Source organism: Alkalicoccobacillus plakortidis (assembly GCF_023703085.1).
GTDB lineage: Bacteria > Bacillota > Bacilli > Bacillales > Bacillaceae_D > Alkalicoccobacillus > Alkalicoccobacillus plakortidis.
In genome coordinates, this window is sequence record NZ_JAMQJY010000001.1 from 723569 (window position 1) to 745418 (window position 21850).

The following is a 21850-nucleotide window of genomic DNA, read 5'->3' on the forward strand; positions in this document are numbered from 1 at the left end:
CTCCTTTAATCTTCAGCTAACCAAGAACGTAACAGCTTAGAGAACTCTTCTGGTCTCTCCTTAGCCATACTTTCTAGTTGCTTACGTTTTTCATGTGCAGGTCCGCTACCTTCAGATGGCAGATCCGGAATCTCTGGTTTGGATGCTACCTCGCTATCGATTTCAAGCTCTTCCACTGTCTCTTCAAGCTCTACTTGTTTTTTACTTCTAGCCAATATGATAACAAGCACGATAACAACAAGCAGCAACACTCCTGCTAATGCATACAGCCATGTAGGTATAGCCTGACCAATCTCAGTATCAGCTTGGACTGTTTTGCCAGCAAACTGATGAGAGGTAACGACGATTTTAGAATTCACTTCATCCTGGGTTAATTGCTCACCATTCACCTCAGGTAATGTTGTCCGCACAATTGTCCCTAAAATTTGTTGTATATCCGCAATTTGCTGAGCCGGAATTGTATCCATGCCTTCAGGTGGCTCTAGCATTACTTGTAGTCCAACATTTCGAATTTGATAGGGGCTTTCCGTAATTTCACGATTGATCCGATTGACTTCATTGTTGATTCGATCCTCAGTACGTTCCCATTCTGAGTTTTCGTTCCCTTCACCTTCAACATAGTTTGGAATTCCTTCTCCTGTACCAGCAGTTCCTCCTTCCGGAACCGTACCTTCTCCCGTATAGGCTTCAGCAATTCGTTCTACACTGACAGCAATACCTTCCATATTCTCTTCATCAACTGGTTCCACAAGTTGTTCTGTGCGATTCTCTTGTGTGAAATCTATATCAGTTGTTACAGAGATGAGGACTTTATCAGGTCCTATCATTGTTCCAAGCATTTGTTGAAGATTACGTGTCATGTCTTGCTCAATTTCTCTTTGTATCCCACGCTGTTGCTCAAAAGCCGCTAGTGTTGAATCACCATACGAATTACTTTCGTATGTGTAATTATTAAAGTTTTGATCAGATATTACGATATTTTCTATAGGTAAATTAGGTACACTTTTAGAAATTAAATGATAAAGTCCTTTTACACGATCAGGGTCAAGCTGAGTTCCTAGTTTTAGGTCTAGAACAACAGCAGCTGTTGCTGATTCTTGCGAGGAGTTTAACCAAACACTTTCTTCTGGCAATGTGATGATTACATTGGCATTTTGAACGCCCTCAATATTTTTGATGAGGTTTGAGATTTCTGTCTGCATGGCAGCTCGTTCCATAACAGAAAATTCATTATCCGTCATCCCGAAGCCTGATGAATCGGAAAATACCGTATAATCGATACTTCCACTTTGAGGAATGCCTTCAGCTGCTAATTCAACTTTTAACGAATCAACCTGACTTTCTGGCACCTCGATCGTCATGCCATCTTTAGAAACTCTAGAAGAAATCCCTTTAGAATCAAGCGTCTCCTTAATTTGTCCCGTTTCTTGTAATGAAAGCTGACTGTAGAGTGGCACGTATGTTTGTCGTGTGCTGAAATATGTAAGTGCCACAATCATAAAAACGATGAGAATAAACCCAATAATGAGCCAACGCTTTTGACCAGGTTCTCTCTCTGTCCAATATGTTTGTATTCCATTTTTATATCTTGCTATTGTCTCGTTCATGCGACCTCCTGGCACCCTTGCAATAATCTTTTTTTAAAATGATGAGATTAAACCTGCATTCTCATCATTTCTTGATAGGCTTCCACAACTTTATTACGAATTTCTATGGTTGCTTGCAAGGAAACGGAGGCTTTTTGGCCCGTTATCATCACATCATGAAGTTCAACCGGTTTTCCGAGCGCAAGATCCTCTGTTTTTTTACTCGATTCATTTTGCATAGAATTCACTTCGGAGAGCGCATGACTTAGTAGAGACTTGAAGCTTTCCTGTGCCTCCCCAGATGAAATAGGTTCAGACTGGAGCTTTGCAGTTTGTATTGGTTTAAACGGACTTTGTAACGAAATTGGATCCATCTCGATGCCTCCTATTTACCGATTTCTAGTGTTTTGAGTAGCATATTTTTGGACGCATTTAGGGCTGTCACATTCGCTTCATAGGAACGTGTTGCCCCCATTAAATCAACCATTTCTCTTAATGGGTCAACATTTGGCATTTGCACAAATCCATCTTCATTAGCATCAGGATGTTCAGGTTGGTAAACCAGCTTAAATGGTGTTGTGTCTTGTTCAATTGCAGATACCTTTACTCCACCTAACTCTTTGTTTAAATAGGATTGAAAACTGTGGTTCGATTGGTTTGGAGTTAAGGAGACCATTTTCCGACGATAAGGTTGCCATTCTCCATCAACAAGCTGACCTCTTGTCGTTTCCGCATTTGCCATATTTGATGAAACCACATCCATACGTAGACGTTGTGCCGTTAATGCAGAGGCGCTTGCGTTAAATCCACTAAACATCGACATCTTTATTTACCTCCTCTTATCACTGATTGTAGAGAAGAAAATCGACCATTCAGCCTTTCAATCAATGCGTTGTATTGAATTTGATTTTCAGCGAGATTAGCCATTTCTTTATCAATATCAACACCATTACCGTTGTGATGATATCTCCCTTTTAACCCATCTAATTTAGAAGAACTAGATTGAGTACCTTGAAAGTCCACATGTTCTGCTTGTGTTTTATAGGCTGAGAAATTTGAGCCGTTTAATTCATTCTTTAATGATTGTGAAAACGGCAACTGTTTAGCCTTGTAACCAGGTGTATCCGCATTTGCGATATTATCAGCGATAAGTGATTGCTTTTGCTGCGCTTGGTTCAAACCTAGTTCAATAGACCGAAATGATGCACCAGAAAAAAGATCCATGACAATACTCCCTTCCAAACAAACAAAATCGACATAATTCTTCAATAATCCTGAAACTTTATCACTAGTTATAAGCAAATTGTACTTAAATTTAGTACCATTGTCTAACTAAGTTTATGAGATACACAGTATTTACTAATTAATACCCATTAAAATATACCTATATAGTTACTATAATTTGTTATAATTTCAAACTGATCGAATGAAGTCGCTTACATATCTAAATTTTAATCCTTAAATCCGTAAAAATACCTATACATCTACTAGAAGGTGGTCAATAATCTGATAGAATTAGATTTAATTTAAAGGAACATACAAAAAGACCCTCCTAAAGGCGGAGAGTCTTTTCTCATAGATCTTTTTATTTTGCTTTCATACGTTCTAATTCATTAAGGAACTTATCATTTAATACTTTAATATACGTCCCTTTCATTCCAAGTGAACGTGATTCAATAACGCCTGCACTTTCTAACTTACGGAGTGCATTTACAATGACTGAACGTGTGATTCCAACTCGATCAGCAACCTTACTCGCTACAAGTAATCCTTCTCTGCCATCAAGCTCTTCAAAGATATGTTCTACCGCTTCTAGTTCACTGTAAGAAAGTGAGCTAATCGCCATTTGTACAACAGCTTTGCTTCTAGCTTCTTCTTCAATTTCCTGAGTTTTTTCATGAAGGATCTCCATACCTACAACCGTTGCACCGTACTCAGCAAGAATAAGATCATCATCATTAAACGTGTTATTGAGACGAGAAAGGATTAATGTACCAAGACGTTGTCCTCCGCCTTTAATCGGAACAATTGTTGTCAGTCCTGATTTAAATAGATCTTTATTCTCAACAGGGAAAGCTGTAAATTCACTTTCAATATCAATGTTTGCAGAAGTCTCATCTACTTTAAAAAGTCCTTCCGTATATTCCAATGGAAATTGCTTTTCTTCAAACATTTTTTTCATACGATCATTTTCAATCTCTTCCTGAACGGACAAGCCAAGTAGGCGTCCGCGGCGACTAAGCACATATACATTAGAACCAATTGTTTCCGCTAGCGTTTGGGCCATGTCACGGAAGCTCACATGCTGTCCACTTGACTTTTGCAACATATCGTTAATTTTTCTTGACCTAGTTAATAAATCCATTTTCTAATCTCCTCCAAAATATCCATTCGTTTATAATATAAATTGACTTAAATCTTTGTTTTTTGCAATTGAGGCCAGTTTCTCTTCTACATACTCAGATGTAATCGTGATTTCTTCCATCGTGATGTCTGGAGCTTCGTATGACAGGTCCTCTAGTAATCGTTCAAGCAATGTATGCAATCTTCTCGCACCAATATTTTCAGTCTCCTGATTAACCTCAGCTGCGATCACAGCAATCTTACGTACAGCATCGTCTGTAAATGTAATTTTAATACCTTCCGTCTGAAGCAACGCCTGATATTGTTTTAATAAAGCATTATCAGGTTCAAGTAGGATACGCACAAAGTCATCAACAGACAAATTAGACAGTTCAACTCTAATTGGGAATCGCCCTTGCAGTTCAGGAATAAGATCAGATGGTTTTGACATATGGAAAGCGCCTGCACCAATAAATAAAATATGGTCCGTTTTGACTGCGCCATGTTTGGTTACGACTGTGGAACCTTCTACAATCGGAAGGATGTCACGTTGAACGCCTTCTCTAGATACATCGGCAGATTGCTGACTTTTTCAGCCACTTTGTCAATTTCATCGATAAAAATAATACCTAGCTGTTCAGCACGGTTAATGGCCTCTTGATTAACTTCATCCATATCAATTAATTTTTGAGCTTCCTCTTCAATTAATACTTTTCTAGCATCTGATACGGGAAGTTTACGTTTCTTTTTCTTTTTAGGCATTAGATTTCCGAACATCTCTTGCATGTTCATACCCATTTGTTCCATGCCAGCTCCTTGAAACATATCCGACATCTGCTGACTTTGTTCTGAAACCTCAATGGTAACCATTCGGTCCTCTAATTCACCAAGAGCAAGCTTGTGAGCCATTTTTCTTTTAAGTTCCTTTTGAGAAAGCTCTTCTTCCGGCTCACTCTCTTCTTCATTTGACTCATCGTTAGAAAATAACATCTCAAATGGATTTTTGTTTGATGATTTTCTTTTGCCTGAAGGTACAAGTAAGTCAACAATACGTTTATTTGCTAATTCTTCCGCAGGTCCACGAACCGTTAACAAGCGTTCTTCTTTAATCATTCGTACGCTTGTATCTACAAGATCTCGAACCATGGATTCAACATCACGACCGACATACCCAACTTCAGTAAACTTTGTTGCCTCTACTTTAGCAAAAGGTGCACCCACTAGTTTTGCAAGCCTGCGAGCAATCTCCGTTTTACCTACTCCAGTTGGTCCAATCATCAAAATATTCTTAGGCGTAATTTCATCTTTTAGTTTATCATCAAGCATGCTGCGCCGATATCTGTTACGCAAAGCAATCGCAACTGATTTTTTTGCTCCCTCTTGCCCGACTATGTATTGATTTAGTCGGTTTACGATATCTTTTGGCGTTAATGAGTCCTTCATATCAGCTCATCTCCCTTCAGCTTAAGCAAGCTCCTCTATAACCAACTGATCATTTGTATAAACGCAAATGTCTCCTGCTGTTTCCAAGGCTGCCTTTGCAATTTCTAATGCACTTAATGAAGGTGCATGTTTCTTTAAGGCTCTGCCCGCAGCAAGCGCATAATTGCCCCCTGAGCCAATAGCAAGAATGCCATCATCTGGTTCAATGACCTCTCCTGTGCCTGATACTAAAAGGATTTGGCTTTTATCCATAACGATAATCATGGCCTCTAGCTTTCGTAACACTTTGTCACTGCGCCATTCTTTTGCCAGTTCAACAGAAGCACGTTGAAGATTACCATTGTATTCTTCAAGCTTACTTTCAAACTTCTCAAATAGTGTAAAAGCATCTGCAACTGAACCAGCAAACCCTGCAAGTACTTTTCCACCATAAATTCGGCGTACCTTTTTAGCTGTATGCTTCATCACAACTGCATTACCAAAGGTTACTTGACCATCTCCTGACATGGCGCTTTTGCCATCATGTTGAACAGCAAAAATAGTGGTTGCATGAAATGATTGATCCATGCTCTGGCCTCCTCTCACAGATTTATGCACGTGGGTGATGATTCATATAAACATCTCTAAGTCGATCTTTTGTAACATGTGTATACACCTGTGTAGTTGATAGATGTTCATGGCCTAGTAAGTCTTGGACTACTCGTAAATCAGCACCATTGTTAAGTAAATGAGTGGCAAATGAATGTCGTAGTTTGTGAGGGCTTATTCGATGAAAAAGAGCTGCTTCTTCCATTCTCTTGGTTAATATTGTCCGGTAACTGCGTTCTGATAAGCCACTGCCCCGATAGTTCAAGAAAAGCTGTTGGGTCGGGACTGGATTTTTAGACTGAAGAGTCGGTCTGCCATCTGTTAGATATGCCTGAAGTGCTTTGAGTGCATACGAACCAACTGGAACATAGCGTTCTTTTTTTCCTTTTCCATAGACCAAAACCGTACCAATCGAAAAATCAAGATGGTCGATCTCTAACAAACAACACTCACTTACACGAATTCCGGTTGCATAGAGCAATTCTAGAATGGCACGATCACGTAAATCCAAGGCAGAATTTCCACTTATCCCTTCAAATAGCTTTTGCATTTCTTCTTCATAAAGGAATTGTGGTAATCTGCCCTCGGCCTTTGGCAAGGAAGCATGCGCAAATACATTTTCCTCTATAAGTCCTTCTCTTTTCAGGAAATGACAGAAACTACGCATGGATGAAATTTTGCGTGAGACTGTTTTTCGGGCATATGATTGTTCATATAACTCACTTAAGTAGGCTCGAAGATCTGCATAGGTAACGTTCGCTAACGAGTCTAACCCAACTCGTGCCATGAATGTATAAAACGCTTCAATATCTCGTGTGTAATTTGATAACGTATGAGGTGAGCTGCCCTTCTCAATTTGCAGATAACGCATAAAACGTTCCAAGCCATTGCTGTTCTGAAGCTTGATTCAAACGACTCACCTCTCCTAAGCTACTAAATTCTAACACGCCAAACAGGCAAAAACAACGGTATTCACATTTCTTTCATAAAATTCTGAATTGTAGTCAATGCGCGCTCAGCTAGCTTTTCATAGCGATCTTTTTTAACTTTAATTCGTTCATCCAATGGCTTTAATAAACCAAAGTTCGCATTGATAGGCTGAAAATTCTTTTTCGCTTCTGTAGTGATGTACTCTGCCATAGCGCCAAGAATGGTTTCCTCAGGGAACACTAACAATTCTTTGCCTTGAACAAGTCTAGCAGCATTCAGTCCTGCTATCATACCAGCCGCAGCAGATTCCACATAGCCTTCCACACCAGTGATTTGGCCAGCAAAAAACAAATCCTCTCGTTCCTTAAACTGATAGGTACGATTCAGTAACTTTGGTGAGTTTAAAAACGTGTTACGGTGCATGACACCATAACGAACGAAGTCAGCCTGCTCAAGTCCTGGAATAAGTCGGAATACTTCTTTTTGTGGTCCCCACTTCAAGTGCGTTTGAAAACCTACCATATTAAATAATGTTCCAGAGGAATTGTCCTGTCTTAGTTGCACAACTGCATATGGACGCTTGCCCGTTTTTGGATCATCAAGGCCAACTGGTTTCATCGGTCCAAATAACATTGTTTTTCTGCCACGTGACGCCATCACTTCTATTGGCATACAGCCTTCAAAAAAGATTTCTTTCTCAAACTCTTTTAAAGGGACTGTCTCAGCTGAAACTAATGCATCATAAAAACGATCAAACTCTTCTTCTGTCATCGGGCAATTTAAATAGGCAGCTTCTCCCTTGTCATAACGACTTTTAAGGTAGACCTTATCACGATCAATGGTTTCAGCATCAATAATTGGCGCTGCCGCATCATAAAAATAGAGTGACTCTTCTCCTGTTAATTCACGTAGACTTGAAGACAAACCTTCTGAGGTTAATGGTCCAGTCGCAATGATCGTTGGGCCATCAGGAATTGATTCTATTTCTTCATTAAATACCGTGATATTAGGGTGATTTCGAACGCTTTGTGTAACCGCATCTGCAAAATCGTGTCTGTCAACCGCCAAAGCACCACCTGCTGGTACGGCAGCTTGGTCAGCTGATGCGATAATAACAGAGTCCAGGCGTCTCATTTCCTCTTTTAATACACCTACTGCATTTGTTAACGAATTGCCTCGCAATGAATTACTGCAAACCAACTCAGCAAATTTATCTGTATGGTGGGCCGGAGTTTGTTTGACAGGTCTCATCTCATATAGATGCACATGGATGCCTTGTTTGGCAATCTGCCATGCTGCTTCACTTCCTGCTAGACCTGCTCCGATTACCGTAATAATTGGTTGTTCCATAGATTGATTTCACCTTTCTTTTCTAGCTTGCTTATAGAATAGTACACGTAGCAAACAGGACTGTCAAGCAAAACCATTTTTTTTGGATTAGACAGCCCTGTTTAATCTTATTTAATTCGTATCCTTCTCGGAATAATCACATGATACACATTGCACTTGCACACTTTTCTTCAACTTCTTTTCTACCAATAAACTTTCACATTTTGGACACGGTCTCGCTATTGGTTTATCCCATGAGACAAACTCACATTCGGGGTATCGATCGCAGCCATAGAATATACGGCGCTTTTTACTTCTACGTTCAACAATATTGCCTTCCTTACAAGTAGGGCATTTTACACCAATATCTTTTACAATCGCTTTGGTGTTACGACAATCAGGGAAGTTTGAACAAGCCATAAACTTACCGTAACGTCCCATTTTATAAACCATTTCAGAACCACATTTTTCACAGGTTTCACCTGCAGGTTCGTCTTTGATTTCAACTTCCTTCATCTGTTCTTCAGCAACACTTAAGCGTTTCTCAAACCCTTGATAGAAGCTGTCGATAACCTTGATCCACTGATCTTTACCATCTTCAATAGAATCGAGATCTGTTTCCATTTTTGCAGTAAATTTAACATCAAGAATTTCAGGGAAAAAGTCAACAATTAATTCTAGGACAATGTCACCAAGTTCAGTCGGAATAAATCGTTTTTCATCTAACGTAACATAGCCACGTCTCTGAATCGTATCGAGTGTTGGTGCATACGTCGACGGTCTACCTATGCCAAGCTCCTCCATGGTTTTAACAAGTCTTGCTTCCGTATAGCGTGGAGGTGGCTGAGTGAAATGTTGATTAGGATCAAGATCTTTTTGTTTAACCGTTTGACCTTCTTCTAGATTTGGAAGTAATCGATCCTCTTCCTTTTTCCCATCATCATTTCCTTCAATATATACTTTCATAAAACCAGGGAACTTCACTTTCGAGCCAGTCGCTCTAAAGATAACCCCATTGTTATCTAAATCAACAGTCATCGTATCCATAATGGCAGGAGCCATCTGACTAGATACCAATCGTTCCCAAATTAATTTATAAAGTCTTAATTGGTCACGAGATAGATAAGCTTTCATTTCTTTTGGATCATAATTAACAGAGGTTGGACGAATTGCTTCGTGTGCATCCTGAGTTTTTTGATCTTTTTTTACTGCAAGTGCGTTTTTTGCTGCATATTCTTTGCCGTAAGTCGTTTCAATATATGCTTTTGTTTCTTCTTTGGCAGTTTCGGAAATTCTAGTGGAGTCTGTACGCATATACGTAATTAAACCAACTGTGCCTTGTTTGCCTAAGTCAATTCCTTCATACAATTGTTGGGCAATCATCATCGTTTTTTTCGCTCGGAAGTTTAACTTTCTTGCTGCTTCCTGTTGCAAGGATGATGTGGTAAACGGTGCAACTGGGTTTCGCTTGCGTTCCTTTTTCTTGACTGATTGCACATCAAAATTTTTGCCTTTAAGCTTAGCCAATACTTGATTGACGTCTTCCTCCGACCCCAAGTCCTTCTTCTTGCCATCAATTCCATAGAACTTGGCCTCAAATTCATCCTTATTCAATAAAAACTTTCCTGCAATACTCCAGTACTCTTCAGGTTTAAAGGCTTGTATTTCTTTTTCACGATCAATGATCATTTTGACTGCGACAGATTGAACACGGCCAGCACTTAATCCTTTTTTGACTTTCTTCCATAATAAAGGACTAATATTATAGCCAACTAGTCGATCGAGAATACGGCGAGCTTGCTGCGCATCAACTAAGTCCATGTTAATCGGACGAGGTGTTTTAAACGCATCTTTGATTGCCTGCTTCGTAATCTCATTAAATACAACACGACATTCCGACTGTTCATCTATGTCAAGGCTATGAGCCAAATGCCACGCAATCGCTTCCCCTTCTCTGTCGGGGTCAGCCGCAAGGTAAATTTTCTTTACTTTTTTTGCTGCAGTTTTTAATTCTTTTAAGACGGGTCCCTTCCCACGAATCGTAATATACCTTGGTTCAAAGTCATTGGTTACATCTACACCCATTTGACTTTTTGGTAAATCCCTTACATGTCCCATTGATGCTTTTACGATATACTTTTTTCCTAAGTATTTACCAATGGTCTTTGCTTTGGCGGGAGATTCCACGATTACTAAATAATCGGCCATACAGCCACTCCCTCTCATCTATAAATGAAATCCTCCTCATTATTAAACACACTTTTGCTATTTGTCAAACATAAGAAAATGATTTCAAGGCTTTTTCTACCAAAATTATTGATTATTTCTTTATTCTACTTAAACAAACAAGTCACTTATCATGACCATTCTTCTGTTATATCGTTTGCATCTCGAACAAGCTTTGCTCCTTGTTGGATCAAATGATTTGTTCCTTGTGAGACAGGAGAAAAAATTGGGCCGGGTACAGCAAAAACATCTCTTCCTTGCTCAAGTGCTTGATCTGCACTAATCAACGAGCCACTTTTTTCAGCTGCTTCCACTACGAGTATGCCTTTAGAGAGTCCACTAATTATTCGGTTTCGTGCAGGAAAGTGCCATTTTTGTGGGGGGATAAATGGAGGATATTCTGTGAGTACAACATGCTTTGACACAAGATGTTCATAAAGAGCCTTATTTTCTTTTGGATACATATAATCAAAACCTGAACCTATGACAGCCATTGTTTTTCCGTTATGCTTAATTGCTTCTATATGAGAAAGTCGATCAATTCCTTTAGCTAAGCCACTAACAATCACATATCCTTGTTTAATAATCGGTGGTAAAAGGGTTTCGATGCTTCGTTTTCCAAGCTGTGTTGGGAGCCTTGTACCTACAACAGCAAGTGTTTTTGTTTCTTGTAATAGGCTAGCATCTCCTCGGATATAAAGTACCCAAGGCGGATCATAGGTTTGTTTTAATAGTGCCGGATAGTCCACATCAAAATAGGTTAAAACATGAATAGATTTCTGAAGGTAAGAGGATGTTGTTTCAATTGGAGATATTGAATGAAGGTCGTAATAGAAATCTTGAGGTTTTTTAAGGGTTGGATAAAAAAAGGAGGATAGTTGTGTGAGATTCATAGAGTAAATTAGTGTAAGTTCGGGGTCCTTTGTTAAGAGCTGAGAGAGTTTACTCCAGGTCATGCCACGACAGCTGTGAAGATGAATTAATCGTTGTCTAAAAGTAGACAGATTCAGTCACGTCCTTTCTATTAAAAAGAAGTATAGCAAAATAGACCGATAGGGGCTTAAGAAATCGACTGAGTCTCAAGCCCCTTTTCGGTCATCTGCTATTCATGCAACTTACTTATGATTTTGTTGCTTCATGAGTTGTGCAAGCTTCAAGAAGATTGTTTTCTTTTAAAGCTGCAATAAGAGTGTCACCCATATCAGATGGTGTTGCAGCCACTTTTACGCCGCAGCTCTCAAGTGTTTTGATCTTTTCAGCGGCAGTACCTTTACCACCTGAAATAATCGCACCAGCATGCCCCATACGTTTGCCTGGAGGAGCTGTTTTACCACCAATGAAACCGACAACTGGTTTTGTCATGTTAGCTTTAACCCACTCAGCTGCTTCTTCTTCAGCTGTACCGCCAATTTCACCAATCATGATGACAGCGTATGTGTCTGGATCTTCATTAAATAGCTTTAACGTATCAATGAAGTCTGTTCCATTTACAGGGTCTCCACCAATTCCAACAGCTGAAGATTGGCCAATACCTGCTGTAGATAGCTGATGAACAGCCTCATACGTTAATGTACCAGATCTTGAAACAACACCTACGTGTCCTTTTTTATGAATGTATCCTGGCATAATTCCAATTTTACATTCGTCTGGAGTAATAACTCCTGGGCAGTTAGGTCCAATTAAACGTGTATTTTTGCCTTCAAGGTAACGTCTAACATCTACCATATCAAGCACAGGAATTCCTTCTGTAATACAAATCGCTAATTCGATCCCAGCATCTGCTGCTTCCATGATTGCATCCGCTGCAAAAGCAGGTGGAACATAGATAACTGAAGCGTTTGCGCCAGTTGCTTTTACTGCTTCTTCCACTGTATTAAAGACAGGAATGCCTTCAATCTCAGTACCACCCTTACCAGGTGTCACTCCACCAACGACATTTGTACCGTATTCAACGGCTTGTTGTGTATGAAAAAGACCTGTTGCTCCTGTAATTCCTTGAACAAGTACTTTTGTATCTTTATTAATGAGGATACTCATTTCTCCACGTCCCGCCTTTCTATTTCACTAGAGCTACGATTTTTTGTGCACCATCAGCCATTGAATCTGCAGCGGTGATATTTAAACCGGAATCTTTAAGGATTTTCTTACCAAGTTCAACATTTGTTCCTTCTAAACGAACAACTAGAGGAATCTCAAGCCCAACTTCTTTTGTAGCTGCAATAACACCTTCTGCAATGATGTCACATTTCATAATTCCACCAAAAATGTTAACAAAAATTCCTTTTACGTTGGAATCAGAAAGGATGATTTTAAATGCTTCAGTTACCTTCTCAGCTGTTGCACCGCCCCCAACATCTAGGAAGTTAGCTGGATCGCCACTGTAATGCTTAATGATATCCATAGTAGCCATGGCTAGTCCTGCACCGTTAACCATACAACCAATATTTCCATCTAATGAAATATAGCTCAGGTCATATTTAGATGCTTCAATCTCTTTAACATCCTCTTCTTCAAGATCACGGTATGCAAGAACATCTTTTTGTCTATATAGTGCATTGGAGTCGAAATTCATTTTGGCATCAAGTGCCATGACCTTTCCATCTCCAGTAGTTACAAGTGGATTAATTTCTGCAATCGAGCAGTCTTTCTCAGTAAAGACCTTGTATAGTCCAAGCATAAACTTAACAGCTTGTCCAACTAGCTCTTTTGGAATGTTGATGTTGAACGCTAGACGACGTGCTTGGAAACCTTGAAGTCCAACGGCTGGATCAATCACTTCTTTGAAGATTTTCTCAGGAGTTGCTTCAGCAACTTCTTCGATCTCAGTACCGCCCTCTTCAGAAGCCATCATAACCACACTTGATGTGGCACGGTCTAAAACAAGTCCAATATAGTACTCATTTTTAATGTCGCAACCTTCTTCGACGAGTAAGCGCTTTACTTCTTTACCTTCAGGTCCCGTTTGGTGTGTAACAAGTACTTTCCCTAAGATCTCTTCCGCGTATGTACGTACTTCTTCGAGATTCTTAGCGACTTTAACGCCACCAGCTTTACCACGGCCACCTGCGTGGATCTGTGCTTTCACTACGGATACACTAGAGGCCAAATCCTTCGCTGCAGAAACAGCTTCTTCTACAGAGAACGCAACCTTGCCGTTCGGAACTGCTACGCCATATTGGCGAAGAAGCTCTTTCCCTTGATACTCATGGATATTCATTCTCTCTCCTGCCTCCTGTCGATTGCATGCGCTTGCATGCCTTTCAGATTTTCACCCTTCATGCGGTGAAATTCTATTCTATCTTAGCATTTTTTCGGCTCTCGTGGGAAGCAAATCGCAATTATTAGATAAAACCTATGATCTTTTTTCTGATTTTGTCGATTTTTTGGGTAAATCTCTCTCATTTTCTTTTTTAGAATTTCTTTTTTTCTTTAGTAATCGATGTATGGCTTCTTTTGATTCTGTTTCATGAATCGGAGAAAATACACCAAACTCACTGCCAATCTCTTCTTTGTTCTGATTTCTTTTTTTACTCATCCAAGCACCTCACAAGACTGTTTTTTTCAGTCTTCCTCGGAAGATGGTTCTTGATTCCTATCGATACGATAAATAAAAGAAAACAATTCAGCTACTACTTCATAAAGTTCTGGAGGAATCGATTCATGTATAGTTAGTTGACTTAATAGTTCAACTAACGATTCATCCTCTTGGATTGGAATTTGAGATTCTTTAGCTGTTTTTATGATTTCATTTGCAGTGAACCCTTCTCCTTTTGCAACAACAATCGGAGCTACGTTTTGATCACTTAGATACTTTAATGCAACGGCTTTTAGAGACTCTTTTTTCATATACGAATATCCATTCCTTGATAAATAGTTGGTTTTGAAGTGATTTGTGGTTCACTTGGTACGACTTGATCCGGGGTCCATGTTTTCCATGAAACAGATGATAATTGATAATCAAGATTTTGTAGACTTTCTCTTAAAAGTGGTTCAAGTAAAGATAACAACGATGATGGCTTATCCATTTGATTGGTTACCGTAACATGGACAACCTTTTTCCTGGATGGTCACTTGAATCATCGTTTCTTTTATGCGCTCAAGCTCCAGAAAAAACAGTAAACGACAATTGTCTGGATTTAACGTTCCATCCTCCTGTTTTTTCCCTTGCCATTGCATCGTCATATCTGTTTGATATTCACCAAGCTTTATAGGAAGTTGGATCAATAGATGTAAAAAGGAATCCGATGGAAGAGACTGAATTTGATGACCCGTTATTTTATGAAGAGCCTGTTCAGCTTGCGACCTAACCTCCGTTGTACTGCCATCATTCATTAATTGTATAAGGATATTTTTAATCGATGGAGGCGTTGTTTTTACATCATGTAAATTGGCCTCGTCTTGGTAGCCAACAAGCTTAATCAAGTCAATGAGCTGATTGGCAAATGTAGATTGTTTACCATCTGCAACCACTGTTTGTGATACTGAATGCCGCAGTGCTGATTGGATGATCTCTTTTTCCTTTGCATGACTAATTCCTTCAAAAATAGTTGCCCACTTCACATGGATCTCTTTCTGATCCGCTCGATTAGGAAGAATTTGATCAAGGAGAGATCCATTTGACGAGGCATCTTTTACATTCCATTTTGTCAAAAGCTCACTTGACGTGGTTGTTGGTGTTATTTGTGGCCATTCTAACTTTGCCAATACTCGAATTGCAGCTTGTTTAGACTCTTGATCAGTATTCGGGTCTATAACAGTACGAATAAGATGGTCAATTGGAGACCGAGTAGTAGGTCCTTGTGTTCGCTGGAGCATGCTTTGTAAGACATCTACTGATTCTGCTTTGTTTGTACCCTTAAATGCTTGCGTGATTGCTTCAAGGCTATTTGTAAGCCCATCTGTTTGCTGCAAAGATGCCAAAGCATGATACACACTCGAAGTTAAAGGGAGCTGTTGCCGAATCATAGACCCAATTGTTTCCATTCCAATTTTAGAAGGGACTGAATTTGTTTTAAGCAGATTGATCCCATCTGTTAATTGATTGAGTGAAAAAGGAATGCCTGAAGTTTTTAGTTGGTTTATTAATGTATGAGCTTCTTTGCTTGTCGGTAGTTTTGAACCCCCTAATGCTTCTGGCAGCAAAGTGGTTTGAGGTGAATCTGGTTGTACAATTTGCAGTCTCGGAAGATCCTGCCCTTCACGAACCATAAACCAATAAGAACTTCCTGCGGTTACAGGCGTTTCAAGCTTTGCAATCACGGTCATTCCACGAATGGACAAGGCAGCTAGTTGTTCAGGGTAATGTTTTACTACTTTTCCTGAGAAAAGTTGCCCCGGTTTAAGTGAAAGAAGAGGTGTTTGACTTCGGTTTGCTAATTTCTCACCAGAATTCAGTTGATGAATTCCATACATTCGTTCTGCCTCCTTATCTGTTATCCAATATGGTCTTTTACTGGCTGAAAGGATCGTCTATGTGCTGGCGTTACTCCGTATTGCTTAAGTGCTTGCAGATGTGTAGGTGTACCATAGCCAGCATGCTGTGAGAAGCCATATTCCGGATAGGATTCATCCAGTTTTTCCATTAATCGATCTCTTGACACTTTTGCTAAAACGGAGGCCGCTGCTATACTCAGACTTTTTTGATCACCTTTTATTAAAGAGGTCTGCTCCACTTCCATTGGCAAGTTCATTGCATCAAGCAACAAATAATCCGCTTGAGTTGTTAAGTTCTCAACTGCTAGCTGCATTGCTTGTTTTGTGGCTTGATAAATATTGATTGTATCGATGGTACTGACATCTACTTCTTGAATGGAGTAGGCAATCGCTTGTCGCTTTATCTCATCAAAAAAATACTCACGTTGCTTTTTACTGAGTTTTTTAGAATCTGTCAGACCGACTAAAGTCGTTTCTGTTGGCAAAATAACTGCAGCGGCAACAACTGGTCCAGCTAATGGACCTCTTCCTGCTTCATCAAGCCCAGCAATTGCTTTGAATCCATTCACTGATAGATCGCGTTCATATGTTTGCATCTGCTCAAACATCTCGAGCTCTTTTTGTTTTTTTAATAGCTTCTGGTTCACTTGCTTCAGTAATTGCTGTACACCTTTTCTGTTATCTTGTTCTAGCTGAACTAGGTAGTTTTTTAATTCCTCACCTGAGGCTGTATCTAGCATTTGCTTGATTGTTGAAATCGATTGATTATGCATTGTCTTCTCTCCTATGTATATCGTCTCACTCATTATGTTTTTAAAGGAAAAAACCGCCTAAAGAGCCATCTCCTTAAACGGTTTTCTCCTCTATATCGGTAGGCTTTTCTAGCGTGATTGACCCTATTGTGCCAGAACGAAGCTCACGTAAAATGGTCTCTGCTGTTTTATCATAATCAATGTAGCCTCTTTTTTGTAAAAATCCACGTTTTTCGCCAATTAAATCAAATAGCTCAACGTTGTCTTCCGGAAGCTCATCTACTTTATATCTCGCTTTGATTAGATTTGGATATTCGCGTTTTAAGTACGTTAGTACAAAAAGAGCAATATCTTGAAAATCTAAAAGCTCATCCTTTATTGCTCCTGTTGCAGCTAATCGATATCCAGTAATCTGATCCTCAAACTTAGGCCAAAGAATACCTGGCGTATCTAAAAGCTCAAGAGATGTTCCAATTTTTATCCACTGCTGCTTTTTGGTAATACCAGGACGATCGCCAACATTAGCAGTCCGTTTTGACGCAAGACGGTTAATAAGGGTCGATTTCCCTACATTCGGAATCCCTAGAATAACAACTCGAATCGCCCTAGGTTTCATTCCTTTTGCTTGCCACTTTTCAAATAAAGGTTTGGCTAAGTCCTTACAAGCTGCATCAATCTTTTCCGTACCTTGTCCATTTTGAGAGTTAATCGAAATGACATAAGCTCCCTGATCTCTAAAATGAGTGGACCAAGCTTTGGTTTGAACGGGATCGGCTAGATCTGTTTTATTTAAGAGAATTAAACGAGGTTTTCCTTCAGCTAATTCATCAATCACTGGATTTCTAGAAGATAGCGGGGCTCTTGCATCAAGAAGTTCAATGACAACATCAATATATTTCAGTTTCTCTGTTACTTCACGGCGTGCCTTAGCCATGTGGCCTGGGTACCATTGTATTGCCATTCCTACACCTACTCTGTTATTTTTATATTTTTAATTGGCCAAAACGTGAGACTGGCTTCACCAATCACATCTTGTTTATGAATCGAACCAATATCACGGCTATCCTTACTACGTCTCCGGTTATCCCCCATAACAAAATACGAGTCCTCGGGTACAACCGAATCAAATGCAGGAGACAATTCCTCTAATTTAAAATCACCCGTTAAAACTTCCCCTTCATAATACATTTTCATATCATCAAGAAACGGTTCAGTAACAGGCTCTTGATTAATATATAACGTATCATCTCTATATTCTATTTCTTCACCTGGCAAACCAATTACACGTTTAATATAATCATTTCCTCCAGGAGCATGAAAAACAATGATATCAAAACGTTTAGGCTCGCTTAGTTGCAATCCTATTTTATTTACGATCATCTTATCATTAGGTTCTAAAGTTGGCTGCATCGATTCTCCATCTACTACAACGGAGGCAAACATGAAGGTTCGAATCACAAATGCTAATAAAAGCGCAATAACGATTGCTTTTACCCATTCCCATGACTCTGATCGTTCTTTTTTCATTTTTACAGAACCTCCAACGGGCTGTAGACATAAAGTCGCATCACAGAGTTATCATTTCTTTCTATAGTTTATCATATTCACACTGTGAATAGTAATGACGAGAATGTATTGTTTGGGGCATTTTATATGTTCAGCTAAAAAAAGAAGCTTCGGCCTAGCCGAGCTTCTTCTGCATCTTATTGACGACTAACTTAAGCCAAACAATATATCAAAGAAAAGTCCGTACCTCTTTACAACAACAAACTCTGCTATTTTTCTTAGAAGAATATACCTTATGTAAATTCGATAGTCAAACCCTTTTTATTGACCAATTCCGCATCGTTACCCTATTCTCGTATAAATTTCCACGAACAAAGGTGTAAAGCTATCATCTCTCTACAAAGCGATCCAAATGAAGTTTCCAGTTGATGTTGTAATTGACCCACAACCTAGAATGTTTTAGCTGTTTATCTTTCGTTTGTGCCCACACTTATCACATTCTAAAAACGATTGAATTTCGATGAGGAAGCTTCAACTTTCCTCTTCAATGACTTTGTCATCAAAGCTTTCAACTAAATTCGATTTACATGTTGGGCATAAATTATTGTTACCGATATTCATTTTTTATTAACCTCCTTGAGGATCACCAATCCTCATATATATCGACATTCATCTTAAGAATTTCATTAAAAACGAATTACCTAGATTTCACAACGAATTAAAAAGTTTAAAACTATTTAGATTCCCCAGTTTATTATCAAGGCATATAACTACAATTAAGAGAAAATTGAATACACAATGGAGTACGTAGTAGTTACTTTGGATATAATTCAGCATTTTAAATCGAATACAATTTGTAAATTAAACGGTACAATGAAACTAGTCTTAAAGGAGGTAAAAAGATTGAATTCGGTTGTTTCATCTTTTAAAGGTATTTTCTCGACAATTAGTATATCTTATCTTGTTAAATCCTACTTAATAGCCTTTACTTTTATTTGGTTGTATTTTCAGGTCGCTTCTACACAAGGAGAAAAATTATATTTTATTCTCTGTGGCCTTTTATTTCCCTTTGCAACATTAGCTTGGGACAGCATTATTAGCTTTCTTTTTAAAGGTCATATAATTATACTCCATGTTATAGTTTTAATAATGTGGAATCTCACAAAATGGATGATTTTATTCTTAGTAGCTCCAGTAATAGCTCCCATCACTATATTATTCTTATACATAATGAAAAGATTTTATAGTAGAGCAAACTAATATTCTTCGCAGGTCTCCATTCGGTGAGCCTGCTTTTTTTATCATTCGAGTCGTCTACCTGTCTTCTTTGCATTATCTCTTTCTTTGAAATGTTAAGAACAACGCGATTCCTAAAAGGTTTGTGACCTTTAGATTTTAGTAACGACATAATAGCGTTGAATCGACGCAAAAAAGAACGCCTCCCATACGTGGGAAACGCTCTTTTTGATAACGTTAAATCATTGATATAACGCCTATTACGCTTTTTTACGTAGTTCTTTAATGCGGGCAGCTTTTCCACGTAGGTTACGTAGATAGTAAAGCTTAGCACGACGTACTTTACCGCGACGTTTCACTTCAATCTTTTCGATTTTAGGTGAATGTAATGGGAATGTACGCTCAACACCTACACCATAAGAAATTTTACGAGCTGTGAATGTTTCGCTGATTCCGAATCCACGACGTTTGATTACTACGCCTTCAAAAAGCTGGATACGCTCACGAGTTCCCTCAACAACTTTAACGTGAATCGTTAATGTGTCACCAGGACGGAACGCTTGGAAGATCAGTGCGAAGCTGTTCATTCGTAATTTCTGTAATAATGTTGCTCATAGTCGTATTCCCCTCCTTCCAAACAGACGTTCATGTCGGGTCGCCGCAGCGGAACATCTTAATAACGGGCGAATTGCCACAAGTACTATAGTAGCATAGATAAAAGAGTGACACAAGATCCTTTTTAACAAATGCCAAGCTTTTTTACCTTACATCTCTTTTTTCCATTCATCTATCAACTTTTGTTGATTAGGTGTTATCTTTTCTTCATTTAGCAACTCAGGACGTCGCTCAAATGTTCGTTTAAGCGATTGTTGCGTTCGCCATTCTTCAATACGTTGATGATGACCTGACAGTAGGACCTCAGGCACGTCCAACCCACGAAAAGAAGCAGGTCGAGTATACTGTGGATGCTCAAGCATTCCTGTTGAGAATGAGTCTGTTATTGCCGATTCAGCGTTACCTAGTACCCCTGGAAGTAGTCTCGTTACACTATCAACAATAACCATTGCACCGAGCTCACCACCGGTTAAAACGTAGTCACCAAGTGAAATCTCATCTGTCACAAGATGCGTACGAATCCGTTCGTCATATCCCTCATAATGGCCGCAAATGAAGATAAGTTGCTCTTCCTTAGAGAACTCTTCCGCTTTTTGCTGAGTATACGGTTCTCCTTGAGGGCAAAGTAACACAACTCTAGGGTTTATATCCGCTTGTTTTACATCACTCACAGCATCAAAAATCGGCTGTGGCGTCAATACCATTCCGGCCCCACCACCATAAGGGTAGTCATCAACACGGTTGTGTTTATTTGTTGAATAGGTTCTAAAATCTGTCACGTTCAAAGAAACAAGTCCTTTATCTTGTGCCAATCGTAAGATCGAACTACCGAAAACGCCTTGAAACATTTCTGGAAACAGACTTAAAACATCAATTCTCATACATCCAATCCTTCTAGCAAGTGAATCGTAATCGTTTTGTTATTGATATCGACCTCACGAACAACCGATTCAATATAAGGAACAAGCAGATCCTTTTGACCTTCTCTTTTGACAACCCAGACATCATTAGCTCCTGGACTTAAAATCTCAATCACTCGACCGATTTTTAGTCCTTCTTCACTTATAACCGTGCAGCCAATAATTTCGTGATAATAGTATTCACCAATCTCAAGTTCTTCCTGTTGATCAGCAGATACATATAAAGTTTGTCCTTTAAAAGGTTCCACGTCATTGATATTCTCGTACCCTTCAAACGTTAGCAACTCAAATTGTTTGTGACTACGATGTGTTTTCACTGTTAAGTTAAGATAAGTACCATTTTCCTGCCTAATGGCAAGAGTGCTTCCTTTTGCAAATCTTTTTTCTACAAAATCTGTAGTAGATAGAATGCGCACCTCACCACGTACTCCATGAGTATTAACAAGCTGTCCTACCTTATACCATTCCGTCATCAGAACGCCTACTTTCTCGAAATTGTTCAATGATTCCATCTCGCACTACGACCTCAAGCTGCTGCTCTTGGTCTGGCCACCTATCTCCAATCGTAAGCTCTACAATCGCTTGTGTTTGACCACCTGCAATTTCAGAATCTATGGGTAGACGATCAAGCTGTTGGAGTCTAAATTCAAGGCTTTTTCTTTTATCTGTTCGTTTATTGATTTCTTGTTCATAACGCATGCGGATTTGTTGCTCTTGGGAAACGGGTTCTGATTTTTTAATTGCTTTGTGCAATTGAAAATGGAACTGTTCAATTTCCCGTTGAAGCTTGTCCATCTCTTGATTCAGTTCTTTTGTTAATCGCTCTTTTTTGTTCGCTGTTAGGACTTGTTTGATGGAAACGGTTTGCAAAAACTGCATGTCATCACACTCCAATTTGTTGAAATCAGGCTTCTATAGATAGACATACAAGAAAAGGGAGAGG

The 21850-nt window shown here is 39.2% G+C and carries 22 protein-coding genes and 2 pseudogenes; all 24 read right to left on the bottom strand.

Translation table 11 applies throughout. The features are described 5' to 3' along the window. Positions 1 to 5 precede the first annotated feature (5 nt). Complete coding sequence (gene fliF / locus NDM98_RS03945) at positions 6 to 1607, bottom strand: flagellar basal-body MS-ring/collar protein FliF (RefSeq protein ID WP_251604779.1); 1602 nt, start codon at positions 1605 to 1607, stop codon at positions 6 to 8. A 47-nt stretch (positions 1608 to 1654) separates the two neighbouring features. Next, on the bottom strand, positions 1655 to 1960 hold the full coding sequence (fliE, locus tag NDM98_RS03950; RefSeq protein ID WP_251604781.1) for a flagellar hook-basal body complex protein FliE: 306 nt from the start codon (positions 1958 to 1960) through the stop codon (positions 1655 to 1657). 11 nt (positions 1961 to 1971) lie between these two features. Then, positions 1972 to 2403, bottom strand: a complete 432-nt coding sequence (gene flgC, locus NDM98_RS03955; RefSeq protein ID WP_251608923.1) for a flagellar basal body rod protein FlgC — start codon at positions 2401 to 2403, stop codon at positions 1972 to 1974. Between the two features lie 8 nt (positions 2404 to 2411). Further along, positions 2412 to 2810 (bottom strand): flagellar basal body rod protein FlgB, encoded by a 399-nt coding sequence (gene flgB / locus NDM98_RS03960; RefSeq protein ID WP_251604783.1) that lies wholly within the window; start codon positions 2808 to 2810, stop codon positions 2412 to 2414. Positions 2811 to 3171: 361 nt separating this feature from the next. Then, a complete protein-coding gene (gene codY / locus NDM98_RS03965; protein WP_251604785.1) occupies positions 3172 to 3951 on the bottom strand; it encodes a GTP-sensing pleiotropic transcriptional regulator CodY in 780 nt (259 codons plus the stop codon). Positions 3952 to 3981: 30 nt separating this feature from the next. Next, a pseudogene (hslU, locus tag NDM98_RS03970) lies at positions 3982 to 5372 on the bottom strand (ATP-dependent protease ATPase subunit HslU). A 21-nt stretch (positions 5373 to 5393) separates the two neighbouring features. Continuing rightward, positions 5394 to 5939 (bottom strand): ATP-dependent protease subunit HslV, encoded by a 546-nt coding sequence (gene hslV / locus NDM98_RS03975; RefSeq protein ID WP_251604787.1) that lies wholly within the window; start codon positions 5937 to 5939, stop codon positions 5394 to 5396. A gap of 22 nt (positions 5940 to 5961) precedes the next feature. Then, complete coding sequence (xerC, locus tag NDM98_RS03980; protein ID WP_251608926.1) at positions 5962 to 6831, bottom strand: tyrosine recombinase XerC; 870 nt, start codon at positions 6829 to 6831, stop codon at positions 5962 to 5964. Between the two features lie 101 nt (positions 6832 to 6932). After that, positions 6933 to 8240 carry an FADH(2)-oxidizing methylenetetrahydrofolate--tRNA-(uracil(54)-C(5))-methyltransferase TrmFO gene (trmFO, locus tag NDM98_RS03985; RefSeq protein ID WP_251604789.1) on the bottom strand — a complete coding sequence of 436 codons (1308 nt, stop codon included), beginning with the start codon at positions 8238 to 8240 and terminating at the stop codon, positions 6933 to 6935. Between the two features lie 111 nt (positions 8241 to 8351). Next, positions 8352 to 10427 carry a type I DNA topoisomerase gene (gene topA / locus NDM98_RS03990; protein ID WP_251604791.1) on the bottom strand — a complete coding sequence of 692 codons (2076 nt, stop codon included), beginning with the start codon at positions 10425 to 10427 and terminating at the stop codon, positions 8352 to 8354. 149 nt (positions 10428 to 10576) lie between these two features. Then, the gene (gene dprA, locus NDM98_RS03995; protein ID WP_251604793.1) at positions 10577 to 11401 is read right to left on the bottom strand and encodes a DNA-processing protein DprA; all 825 of its coding nucleotides are present in this window, start codon (positions 11399 to 11401) and stop codon (positions 10577 to 10579) included. A gap of 163 nt (positions 11402 to 11564) precedes the next feature. Continuing rightward, complete coding sequence (gene sucD / locus NDM98_RS04000) at positions 11565 to 12482, bottom strand: succinate--CoA ligase subunit alpha (protein WP_251604795.1); 918 nt, start codon at positions 12480 to 12482, stop codon at positions 11565 to 11567. A 19-nt stretch (positions 12483 to 12501) separates the two neighbouring features. Then, positions 12502 to 13662: an ADP-forming succinate--CoA ligase subunit beta gene (gene sucC / locus NDM98_RS04005; protein WP_251604797.1), complete on the bottom strand. Its 1161-nt coding sequence runs from the start codon at positions 13660 to 13662 to the stop codon at positions 12502 to 12504. Between the two features lie 135 nt (positions 13663 to 13797). Next, positions 13798 to 13980: a hypothetical protein gene (locus tag NDM98_RS04010; protein ID WP_251604799.1), complete on the bottom strand. Its 183-nt coding sequence runs from the start codon at positions 13978 to 13980 to the stop codon at positions 13798 to 13800. Positions 13981 to 14006: 26 nt separating this feature from the next. Continuing rightward, on the bottom strand, positions 14007 to 14291 hold the full coding sequence (locus tag NDM98_RS04015) for an EscU/YscU/HrcU family type III secretion system export apparatus switch protein (RefSeq protein ID WP_251604801.1): 285 nt from the start codon (positions 14289 to 14291) through the stop codon (positions 14007 to 14009). Further along, entirely contained in the window at positions 14288 to 14470 is a 183-nt protein-coding gene (locus tag NDM98_RS04020) for a hypothetical protein (RefSeq protein ID WP_251604803.1), read from the bottom strand. Before NDM98_RS04020 ends, NDM98_RS04015 begins: the two co-directional genes overlap by 4 nt. Beyond that, a complete protein-coding gene (locus tag NDM98_RS04025) occupies positions 14463 to 15857 on the bottom strand; it encodes a hypothetical protein (protein WP_251604804.1) in 1395 nt (464 codons plus the stop codon). The genes NDM98_RS04020 and NDM98_RS04025 overlap by 8 nt, the downstream gene beginning before the upstream one ends. A gap of 20 nt (positions 15858 to 15877) precedes the next feature. Next, on the bottom strand, positions 15878 to 16651 hold the full coding sequence (gene rnhB, locus NDM98_RS04030; RefSeq protein ID WP_251604805.1) for a ribonuclease HII: 774 nt from the start codon (positions 16649 to 16651) through the stop codon (positions 15878 to 15880). A 73-nt stretch (positions 16652 to 16724) separates the two neighbouring features. Continuing rightward, complete coding sequence (gene ylqF, locus NDM98_RS04035) at positions 16725 to 17591, bottom strand: ribosome biogenesis GTPase YlqF (RefSeq protein ID WP_251604806.1); 867 nt, start codon at positions 17589 to 17591, stop codon at positions 16725 to 16727. 8 nt (positions 17592 to 17599) lie between these two features. Beyond that, complete coding sequence (lepB, locus tag NDM98_RS04040; protein ID WP_251604811.1) at positions 17600 to 18157, bottom strand: signal peptidase I; 558 nt, start codon at positions 18155 to 18157, stop codon at positions 17600 to 17602. A 1475-nt stretch (positions 18158 to 19632) separates the two neighbouring features. Further along, positions 19633 to 19987 (bottom strand): annotated as a pseudogene (rplS, locus tag NDM98_RS04045) (50S ribosomal protein L19). 149 nt (positions 19988 to 20136) lie between these two features. After that, positions 20137 to 20868, bottom strand: coding sequence for a tRNA (guanosine(37)-N1)-methyltransferase TrmD (trmD, locus tag NDM98_RS04050; RefSeq protein ID WP_251604814.1), 732 nt, complete (start codon positions 20866 to 20868; stop codon positions 20137 to 20139). After that, positions 20865 to 21380, bottom strand: a complete 516-nt coding sequence (gene rimM / locus NDM98_RS04055) for a ribosome maturation factor RimM (RefSeq protein WP_251604815.1) — start codon at positions 21378 to 21380, stop codon at positions 20865 to 20867. Before rimM ends, trmD begins: the two co-directional genes overlap by 4 nt. After that, positions 21364 to 21786: a YlqD family protein gene (locus NDM98_RS04060; protein WP_251604816.1), complete on the bottom strand. Its 423-nt coding sequence runs from the start codon at positions 21784 to 21786 to the stop codon at positions 21364 to 21366. Before NDM98_RS04060 ends, rimM begins: the two co-directional genes overlap by 17 nt. Positions 21787 to 21850 lie beyond the last annotated feature (64 nt).

Excerpts from the sequence above, each read along its gene's own strand:
- trmD (WP_251604814.1), bottom strand. The coding sequence starts at position 20,868 with ATGAGAATTGATGTTTTAAGTCTGTTTCCAGAAATGTTTCAAGGCGTT.
- NDM98_RS04060 (WP_251604816.1), bottom strand. The coding sequence starts at position 21,786 with ATGCAGTTTTTGCAAACCGTTTCCATCAAACAAGTCCTAACAGCGAAC.
- flgC (WP_251608923.1), bottom strand. The coding sequence starts at position 2,403 with ATGTTTAGTGGATTTAACGCAAGCGCCTCTGCATTAACGGCACAACGT.
- rnhB (WP_251604805.1), bottom strand. The coding sequence starts at position 16,651 with ATGCATAATCAATCGATTTCAACAATCAAGCAAATGCTAGATACAGCC.
- NDM98_RS04020 (WP_251604803.1), bottom strand. The coding sequence starts at position 14,470 with ATGGATAAGCCATCATCGTTGTTATCTTTACTTGAACCACTTTTAAGA.
- NDM98_RS04015 (WP_251604801.1), bottom strand. The coding sequence starts at position 14,291 with ATGAAAAAAGAGTCTCTAAAAGCCGTTGCATTAAAGTATCTAAGTGAT.
- xerC (WP_251608926.1), bottom strand. The coding sequence starts at position 6,831 with ATGCGTTATCTGCAAATTGAGAAGGGCAGCTCACCTCATACGTTATCA.
- ylqF (WP_251604806.1), bottom strand. The coding sequence starts at position 17,591 with ATGGCAATACAATGGTACCCAGGCCACATGGCTAAGGCACGCCGTGAA.
- fliE (WP_251604781.1), bottom strand. The coding sequence starts at position 1,960 with ATGGATCCAATTTCGTTACAAAGTCCGTTTAAACCAATACAAACTGCA.
- dprA (WP_251604793.1), bottom strand. The coding sequence starts at position 11,401 with ATGACCTGGAGTAAACTCTCTCAGCTCTTAACAAAGGACCCCGAACTT.
- NDM98_RS04010 (WP_251604799.1), bottom strand. The coding sequence starts at position 13,980 with ATGAGTAAAAAAAGAAATCAGAACAAAGAAGAGATTGGCAGTGAGTTT.
- hslV (WP_251604787.1), bottom strand. The coding sequence starts at position 5,939 with ATGGATCAATCATTTCATGCAACCACTATTTTTGCTGTTCAACATGAT.
- sucD (WP_251604795.1), bottom strand. The coding sequence starts at position 12,482 with ATGAGTATCCTCATTAATAAAGATACAAAAGTACTTGTTCAAGGAATT.
- flgB (WP_251604783.1), bottom strand. The coding sequence starts at position 2,810 with ATGGATCTTTTTTCTGGTGCATCATTTCGGTCTATTGAACTAGGTTTG.
- lepB (WP_251604811.1), bottom strand. The coding sequence starts at position 18,157 with ATGAAAAAAGAACGATCAGAGTCATGGGAATGGGTAAAAGCAATCGTT.
- fliF (WP_251604779.1), bottom strand. The coding sequence starts at position 1,607 with ATGAACGAGACAATAGCAAGATATAAAAATGGAATACAAACATATTGG.
- rimM (WP_251604815.1), bottom strand. The coding sequence starts at position 21,380 with ATGACGGAATGGTATAAGGTAGGACAGCTTGTTAATACTCATGGAGTA.
- NDM98_RS04025 (WP_251604804.1), bottom strand. The coding sequence starts at position 15,857 with ATGTATGGAATTCATCAACTGAATTCTGGTGAGAAATTAGCAAACCGA.
- trmFO (WP_251604789.1), bottom strand. The coding sequence starts at position 8,240 with ATGGAACAACCAATTATTACGGTAATCGGAGCAGGTCTAGCAGGAAGT.
- codY (WP_251604785.1), bottom strand. The coding sequence starts at position 3,951 with ATGGATTTATTAACTAGGTCAAGAAAAATTAACGATATGTTGCAAAAG.
- topA (WP_251604791.1), bottom strand. The coding sequence starts at position 10,427 with ATGGCCGATTATTTAGTAATCGTGGAATCTCCCGCCAAAGCAAAGACC.
- sucC (WP_251604797.1), bottom strand. The coding sequence starts at position 13,662 with ATGAATATCCATGAGTATCAAGGGAAAGAGCTTCTTCGCCAATATGGC.